The 2,250-nt window shown below is 25.3% G+C and carries 2 protein-coding genes; both read right to left on the reverse strand.

Annotated features, from left to right (window positions below):
- Positions 1-25 precede the first annotated feature (25 nt).
- Entirely contained in the window at positions 26-1,333 is a 1,308-nt protein-coding gene (locus tag L8T90_RS07755) for an APC family permease (RefSeq protein ID WP_263737163.1), read from the reverse strand.
- Positions 1,317-2,250 (reverse strand): ATP-grasp fold amidoligase family protein (locus L8T90_RS07760; RefSeq protein WP_318529943.1); only part of this gene is annotated, 934 nt, incomplete at its 5' end. The genes L8T90_RS07760 and L8T90_RS07755, both read right to left, overlap by 17 nt.

Consider the following 2,250-nt stretch of genomic DNA (forward strand, 5'->3'; position numbering starts at 1 on the left):
AAATTTTAATAGCTAACACCAGCCATTACATCTTCCGAATTTTAAAAAAAATAACTCCTAACAATATCCAAAGCACAAGCATTGCAAAAGATGGACATTTTAGCACAGCTGGAGAATTTGGAAATAACAATAAAAATAAAAAGATACTACTCAACACCAAAGAAATTAAACTTCTAGTTTTATCTATAAATGATGAAGAAAAAAATTTAAAATTTATTAAACTAATATATATAAAAGATATAATAATCCCAATAGAAGACATGTCAACTATATACAATAAATATTCCCTTCCAAAAAAAGGTAATATAGCTGATATACTTGCAACAAAAAAACATATAAAAATAGGGGAATTATATTGATTTGTCTGCATGAATTGTTTAGATATTATATTGTTTTCACTTAAAGAATAAATAACCTTGCATGTTGCTATAAAAAATCCATTTACACCGCTCATAATAGCACAAAACACTCCAAGTGAAAGCATAAACAAACCATAAAATCCAAAATAATTCTCCACTCCCTGTCCAACAACCCATATAGCATTTTTAAAATAAGGATATGGATATGAAAAAGCAGCAATTACTAAAACTAAAACATAAATTAAACATCCCATAATAATAGAAGCACAAACTAACTTATTAAAAACATGAAAATTTTTATGTTTTACATCTTGGATAATCTGAACAGCACAATCAAATCCTATATACAACCAAGGAGATATTGCAACTATTTTTAAAATATTCTCTAAATTTAGATCTTGCTTTAAAACATAGCTTATTAAATTTTTCCAAGAAATTTCACTAGATGACATACCCACTATACAAAAAAGAACACTAATAAATATCACTATTGTTAAAACATTTTGAATATACAGAGCAATCTTCACACCTTTTAAATTGATATATAATACTAACACCAAAATCAAAAGGGATAAAACAATATTATTCAAATATATAGGTTTATTATTAATATAATATAAAACATTATTTTGTATATAATCAAACTGTAGATGGTCAAAAAGTAATGATAGAGCTGTTAAGTTTAAAGGTATAATACACAAATATGCTAAAACTAAAAACCAACCACAAACAAATCCATGTTTTTTACCAAAAAAATGTAAAGTATATAGAAATTCCCCTCCTGTTTGTGGAAATATTTGTGAAAGTTTGAAATAATTTGTTGCAATAATGATTATAAACAGCGCACCCAATGACAAACCTACTATAGAGTTTAAAAAACCCGAATCTAAAAACAAAACTCCAGGTAAGGCGAATGCGCCCCATCCAATAATACAACCTATACAAAAAAATAATATATTATAATTTAAAAACATCACTTTTCCACATTTGTCCTATCTTTAAATCCCATTCAGATGGTTCTATTTTAGCTTTACCACAATTTGGTGTAAATGTAAGCTCACCTATATAAATTTTAGATTTTACTAAATACATATCAATTCTAATATAATCGAAATTAAAAGATAATACCCTAGCAATTCTTAAAGCATCCTCCAGTTGACGTGGCTTTTCTATTTCACGAATATCTCTTTGATTATGATATAAAATGGGAAAAATTTCCCAGTTTGGATAATATAGATTATTACATGTATGCGTGGAGTTCGCAACTTGAATAAATTTAACATTATGGTTAAAAACATGAAACCTAAAATCTTTTAGCTCTATTTCGTCTTTTATATATTCTTCTGCAAAAATTCTAGGCTCAATATTTTTATAATGTTTCTCCCTTGAAACATAGTAAAAATTTTGCTTCAAGTGACGCTTTAATTTTTCTAATGATTTTCTCTTTCTTTCAAAATCCTGTAAAAAATTTTTTTTATTCTCTATAACAACAACACCATTCCAATCATGATTTGTTTTCAAAACAAAAGAATTTGGTAAAATAGAAAAGTCTATCTCATCAACATTACTATATATAGCATAAATTTTAGGTAAATATTTACAGTCATTTGTTTTAAAAATTATGCTATTTAAATTATCAATTTTATCAAAAAGCACTTCTGAATTGTAATTATTATCATCTAGTATCATTTTTATAAAAATTCTAGATTTAATTTTATCAGCCAATATAGAATAAAGTGGATTATTGTCATATAATATTCTATGAATAATCTTCTCGTTAAAAGTTTGGGGGTTTTTAAAATTTGGTTTATATTTAAATATTCTTATATGTTCGTTTAAAAAATATTCTTCGTCAAAGTTATTTTCACGATACCTTATTTTTTCAAAAATC

The organism is Campylobacter sp. RKI_CA19_01121 (genome assembly GCF_025771295.1).
In the GTDB taxonomy this organism is placed as follows: Bacteria; Campylobacterota; Campylobacteria; order Campylobacterales; family Campylobacteraceae; genus Campylobacter_D.